Consider the following 6,016-nt stretch of genomic DNA (forward strand, 5'->3'; position numbering starts at 1 on the left):
GATTCTTGTTAGACATTAAAATTTACGAATGAAAACTATTCTATCGCTTCTTATGCTGGCGGTGTTGGTGGGGATTGCATCTTTCACTTTAAAGCAGGAGGAAAAGTACGCGTATCCTTTCCAAAACCCTGAGCTCTCCATTGATGCCCGTGTAAACGACCTGGTCTCTCGCCTAACCCTGGAGGAAAAGGTGGCGCAGATGCTGAATGCAGCCCCGGCAATCGATCGCCTGGGCATTCCGTCTTATGACTGGTGGAATGAGGTACTGCACGGTGTTGCCCGCACACCATATAAAGTAACCGTGTACCCGCAGGCAATTGGTATGGCTGCTACTTTTGATACCACCTCACTTAAGCAGATGGCAGATTTCTCAGCGTTGGAGGGAAGAGCCATCTACAATAAAGCCATTGAAGAAGGTAAGTCTGGCCAGCGCTATGTAGGCCTTACCTACTGGACACCAAACATCAACATCTTCCGCGACCCACGTTGGGGGCGTGGACAGGAGACCTACGGAGAAGATCCTTTTTTAACGGCGATGCTGGGCAGAGCCTTTGTGCGCGGACTGCAGGGAGATGATCCGAAGTACCTGAAAGCAGCGGCCTGTGCTAAGCATTACGCTGTACACAGTGGCCCTGAGCCGGAGCGTCATGTGTTCAATGCCACAGCTTCTAACTACGACTTATGGGATACTTATTTGCCTGCATTTGAAGAGTTAGTGGTGAATGCCAAGGTAGCCGGAGTGATGTGTGCTTACAATGCTTTTCGTGGGCAACCTTGCTGTGGCTCTGATGTGCTGATGAATGATATTCTGCGCAATCAGTGGCAGTTTACCGGCTACGTTACCTCCGACTGCTGGGCTATTGACGATTTCTTCAAAAACCACAAAACGCACCCTGATGCAGCCAGCGCCTCTGCCGATGCAGTGATGCACGGCACCGATATTGACTGTGGAACTGATGCGTATAAAGCACTGGTGCAGGCCGTGAAAAATGGTCAGATTACAGAGCGACAGATTGATGTTTCGGTAAAGAGGCTTTTCACGATCCGTTTCCGCTTGGGAATGTTTGATCCTGTTGCCATGGTAGCTTATGCCCAGACGCCATCAAGCGTGCTGGAAAGTGAGCCGCATAAAGCCCACTCCTTAAAAATGGCACGCCAGTCTATGGTGCTGCTCAAAAACGACAAAAACACCCTGCCGCTGCGCAAGAACCTGAAAAAGATTGCCGTGGTTGGGCCGAACGCTGATAACCCAATTGCTGTGCTGGGTAACTACAACGGGCTTCCTTCCGAAATAGTGACAGCACTGCAAGGCATCAAGCAAAAGGTAGGACCAAACACGGAGGTAGTATACGAGAGAGCTTCTACCTTCACCAAAGATACTTTGCTAGTATACACCGATATCAGCAAGCAGTTAAGTATAGACGGTAAGCCGGGTGTGAAAGCCGAGTATTTCAACAACAAAGAACTGAAGGGCCAGCCTATTGCAACACGACAGGAGCCAGGTATAGACCATGCCTGGCAGGAAGGCGAGGCAGTTGTCGGTAACATGAAAGCCTACGATTTTACAGCCCGCTATACAACCGATTTTACGGCTAACAGCACCGGCACCGTCACGTTTGAAGTGGAGGGAGATGATGGCTACCGCTTTTTTGTAGATGGCAAACAGCAGCTGGATGCCTGGAGCCGAAACCGCTGGGGTGCTAAAACTTACAAACTCTCTACCGAAAAAGGCAAGACGTACCGACTGGTGGTGGAGTACCTGCAGGATGGCGGTAAAGCGTCTATCTCCATGCGAGCCGGTAACTTAGCCAAAACCGATTTCAAAGCCCTGGCCAAACGTGTGAAAGATGCTGACGCTATCATATATGTCGGCGGAATATCACCGCAGCTGGAAGGGGAGGAAATGAAAGTAGATGAGCCTGGCTTTGCCGGTGGAGACCGTTCGACTATTCTGCTGCCCCAGGTGCAGACGAACCTGATGAAAGAGCTGAAAGCAACAGGCAAACCAGTTGTGTTTGTGATGATGACAGGTAGTGCCATCGCCACGCCATGGGAGTCTGAAAACGTACCAGCAATTGTGAATGCCTGGTATGCCGGCCAGTCTGCTGGTACTGCTATTGCCGATGTGCTGTTCGGAGATTACAACCCAGCCGGCCGCTTGCCTGTTACCTTCTACAAGAGCGATAAGGATCTGCCGCCGTTTGGTGATTATTCGATGGATGGGCGCACGTACCGCTACTTTAAGGGGCAGCCATTGTACAGCTTTGGGCATGGCTTAAGTTATACTACGTTTAAGTATGATCAATTAAGTATACCTGCAAAGGCCAAGACAAATAGCCCTGTTACAGTAAGTGTGCGCGTAACCAACACTGGTAAAATGGATGGTGAAGAAGTGGTGCAGCTGTACACCAGCCGCGAAGTAAACGGCTACAAAACACCAATCAGAGCCTTGAAAGGTTTCCAGCGCATTTCCCTTAAGAAAGGGGAGAGTAGGGTGGTTACTTTCCAGCTGCGCCCGCAGGACCTGACAGTTATTGCCGAAGATGGTACAGCCAAACACCTTCCGGGCAATATGCAGATCAGCGTAGGCGGCAGTCAACCAGATGCCAAAACGAACAAGAGCAAGAAAACTGTAGAAGCAACAGTGGCTATGCAGTAACATTAGCGAGTATGTTAACAAAAAAGGGAGGCGGTAAGCCTCCCTTTTTTGTTAATAAAGTATAAGCTTACTTCTCTTTCTCTTCTATTACCTGTCCGTTTCGATAGAGGCGGGTTTTAACAACTTTGCCTTCGGAGTTATGGTACTTCCAGGTGCCGGTTTCTCGGTTGTTTCTGAACTGCCCTACTACTTCTGTTTTGCCATCCTCAAAAAAGGCTTTGTAAGCTCCAAAGCGCAACCCGTCTTTGTGGTTCGTTTCGGATGCTAGTTTGCCAGATGGATGATACGTATAGCTGATGCCCGTGATCTTACCGTCTGTATAAGTGGTTTTTTGTTGTACCTGGCCATTCTCGTAGTAGTAAAGTCGGTCACCACTGAGTTTATCAGTATTATAAGTCTCGCTTAGTTTTACTTTTTTGTCTGGCGCATCAAAGTATACTTTCCAGGTGCCATGCTTTTTCTTGTTTTTAAGCTGCTCTTCGGCCTGCAGATTACCCGACTGGTAGTAGCGTGAGGTTTTGCTGTCGGCACCGTTGTTGCTGGCTGTGATTTCTTCTTTCAGTTTACCATCTTCATAAAAGTATTGTGCCGTGCCGCTTACCTCACCGTTTTTATAGTTGATGGCGCTGCGCGGTTTGCCACTCTCATAGTATGATTTTGCCAGTCCACTCATTTTGCCTGATGCAAACGTGCCTTCGGTGCTCAACTGGCCGCTACGGTAATAGCTTTTGTAGGTGCCTTGTTTCTGGCCAGCTACATTTTGTACTTCCGTCTGCACCTGACCATTTTCATAGTACGTTTTGTACGAACCCTCCAGCATGCCCCCTCGATAATTGGCTTCGGATTCAATATTTCCATTTGCGTAGTAAGTTTTGGCAGGGCCATTCTGTTGGCTGTTTTTGTAGGTGATCTCAGACTTTAACTTACCTGATGGGTAGTATTCGCGCACCAGCCCTTCCGGAAAACCATTAACAAACTCAGTAGTTTTTTTCAGCGTGCCGTCGTCGTAAAACGTTTTGAACAGCTTACTCTGCTGGTCGTTTTCATAAAAGCCTTCCTGTAGCAATTGCCCATCTGGTCGAAAGGCTTTATAGGGTCCCTGCTTCACGTCCATTACATACGCAACCTGTAGCTTGGGCTTCCCATTTGAGTAAAACTCAGTGTAAATGCTGTCTTTCTTACCTTCCACAAACTTAATGAAAGCCTCGCGCTCTCCAGTAGGGTAATAGCGGTTATAGTAACCCACTATAGCAGAGTCTGGGGTGATGTTGTATACTTCCTTAACAGCTGTAAAGCTATCGTCGTGATAGGTAGTTACCTCCTTGGTTTGTGCCAGGGCTATACTTTGCACAAGGCCTAAAGGTAGCAGTAATGCCAGCAGTTTACGCATATAATTATACTTTATACTATGTCGGAATCAGAATTTATGAATGTGTTAGGATAAACAGGATTGCTATGTGAATCATTCCAAAACTGCGTGGTAGCAGGCCGTTCAGGAGCAATGGTATATAAACTCTACTTTTCCAAAAAATGCACGCTATACTTGCAAAGGCATACATACTTTATCCTGTATATTTTTAAGCATCCTGAAAATCCTGATCAAAAAAAAGAAGCCTTACGAGTAACGCAAGGCTTCTATCAAATGGTATGCCCAAAAGTTAAATTACATTTTCTCAATCACAATGGAAGAAGCTCCACCGCCTCCGTTGCAGATACCGGTAACACCAATTTTGCCACCTTTTTTATCCATCACGTTGCAAAGCGTTACCAGAATACGTGCACCTGACGCTCCGAGTGGGTGGCCAAGCGACACAGCACCACCGAACACATTCACGTTGCCACCTTCCAGGTTAAGCTTTTGGTTGTTAGCCAGCGATACAACAGAGAATGCTTCGTTGATCTCGTAAAAATCAACATCAGCTGCATCAACATTGGCATGCTTCAATGCTTTTGGTATAGCTAAAGATGGGGTAGTGGTGAACCAGATCGGATCCTGCTCTGCATCTGCAAAGCCTAAGATCTTAGCGATCGGCTTTATGCCCAGTTCTTCGGCTTTCTCTTTGCTCATTAGCACTACGGCAGCAGCACCATCGTTCAGTGTAGAGGCATTGGCAGCTGTTACAGTACCTTCTTTATCAAACACCGGGCGCAGGCCAGGGATTTTATCGAAGTTAACCTTCTTGAATTCTTCATCTTCTGAAACCACAATCGGGTCTTTGCCACGTTGCGGAATCTCAACCGGCACAATCTCGTCTTTCAATAAGCCTGCTTCTGAAGCTTCAGCTACTTTCTTATAAGAATTGATGGCATACTCGTCCTGCATCTCGCGGGTAATCTTCAGCTCACGAGCAGTGTTTTCTGCTGCGTTACCCATATGGAAATCGTTGTACACGTCCCAAAGGCCGTCTTTCAGCAAGCCGTCCGTCATTTGGCCGTGGCCAAGTTTTGCGCCAAAACGTGCTTTCTCCAGGTAATAAGGTACGTTGCTCATGCTCTCCATACCGCCTGCCACTATTACATCTTTATGGCCCAGCATAATAGCCTGCGCAGCAAACATGATAGCCTTGGAACCAGAGGCACATACTTTGTTTACAGTAGTACATTCTACTTCGTAACCTAAGCCTGCAAAAACAGCTGCCTGGCGGGCAGGAGCCTGTCCTACATTGGCAGAGATTACGTTGCCCATAATTACCTCTTGTACTTCTTTCTTATCAACTCCGGCACGCTCAAGTGCGCCTTTTATAGCAGCTGCTCCCAATTGTGTGGCAGAAAGGCTGGCAAGCACACCGCCAAATGATCCGATGGGCGTACGCACCGCAGATACAATATATACTTCTTTCGTTTGCATTTTTTGATTAGGTTTTATTCTGATATGTTGTGAAGTTACAGGGATTTGTTTTTAAAACCAAACGACTGTTAGCCTAGCTAAGTTGTGGCGTTGCTTCTAGAAAGAACAGGTTTTTAAAGAGCTTGTTTTGTTTTCGGTGCTGTTTGTTTTGCCAAAATGGAGTACCAGTTAAACGGTAATTACGCAAACTTTATATGAGTAGGGGCTTGTGCCATGTGGTACACTTCTTTTATACTTGATTTTGTCTTACCTGTGGATGAATCTTATGTCTCATACAAGATATAAGTTAAACTTAGATCTGTTATGTCTTGAGTGATAACTTCCTCATTATTGCTGGCTTGGCGAAAGTTTGATGTGTCTATAATATTAATGTTAATGCATATTTCTTAAGTAGTATATGAGGCAATTATATGTGGACAAAAAACAATTTATGGAAAATTAAATTGTACTTTGTTGCGTGCTCACTGAAGTAGTTAGGAAGGAGAATTTGTTTAATATGTACATAACAC

At 46.4% G+C, this 6,016-nt stretch carries 3 protein-coding genes; 1 reads left to right on the forward strand and 2 read right to left on the reverse strand.

Annotated elements, in window-relative coordinates:
* Positions 1-28: 28 nt before the first annotated feature.
* Positions 29-2,659 carry a glycoside hydrolase family 3 protein gene (locus ACFQ2O_RS19205; protein WP_377531819.1) on the forward strand — a complete coding sequence of 877 codons (2,631 nt, stop codon included), beginning with the start codon at positions 29-31 and terminating at the stop codon, positions 2,657-2,659.
* A 67-nt stretch (positions 2,660-2,726) separates the two neighbouring features.
* Here the strand turns inward: ACFQ2O_RS19205 and ACFQ2O_RS19210 are convergent, their stop codons facing one another.
* Complete coding sequence (locus ACFQ2O_RS19210; protein WP_377531821.1) at positions 2,727-4,049, reverse strand: toxin-antitoxin system YwqK family antitoxin; 1,323 nt, start codon at positions 4,047-4,049, stop codon at positions 2,727-2,729.
* 273 nt (positions 4,050-4,322) lie between these two features.
* Positions 4,323-5,507 (reverse strand): acetyl-CoA C-acyltransferase, encoded by a 1,185-nt coding sequence (locus tag ACFQ2O_RS19215; protein ID WP_377531823.1) that lies wholly within the window; start codon positions 5,505-5,507, stop codon positions 4,323-4,325.
* Between the last annotated feature and the right edge of the window lie 509 nt (positions 5,508-6,016).

The organism is Pontibacter rugosus, from assembly GCF_042678745.1.
Taxonomy (GTDB): Bacteria; Bacteroidota; Bacteroidia; order Cytophagales; family Hymenobacteraceae; genus Pontibacter; species Pontibacter rugosus.

Excerpts from the sequence above, each read along its gene's own strand:
- ACFQ2O_RS19205 (WP_377531819.1), top strand. The coding sequence starts at position 29 with ATGAAAACTATTCTATCGCTTCTTATGCTGGCGGTGTTGGTGGGGATT.
- ACFQ2O_RS19210 (WP_377531821.1), bottom strand. The coding sequence starts at position 4,049 with ATGCGTAAACTGCTGGCATTACTGCTACCTTTAGGCCTTGTGCAAAGT.
- ACFQ2O_RS19215 (WP_377531823.1), bottom strand. The coding sequence starts at position 5,507 with ATGCAAACGAAAGAAGTATATATTGTATCTGCGGTGCGTACGCCCATC.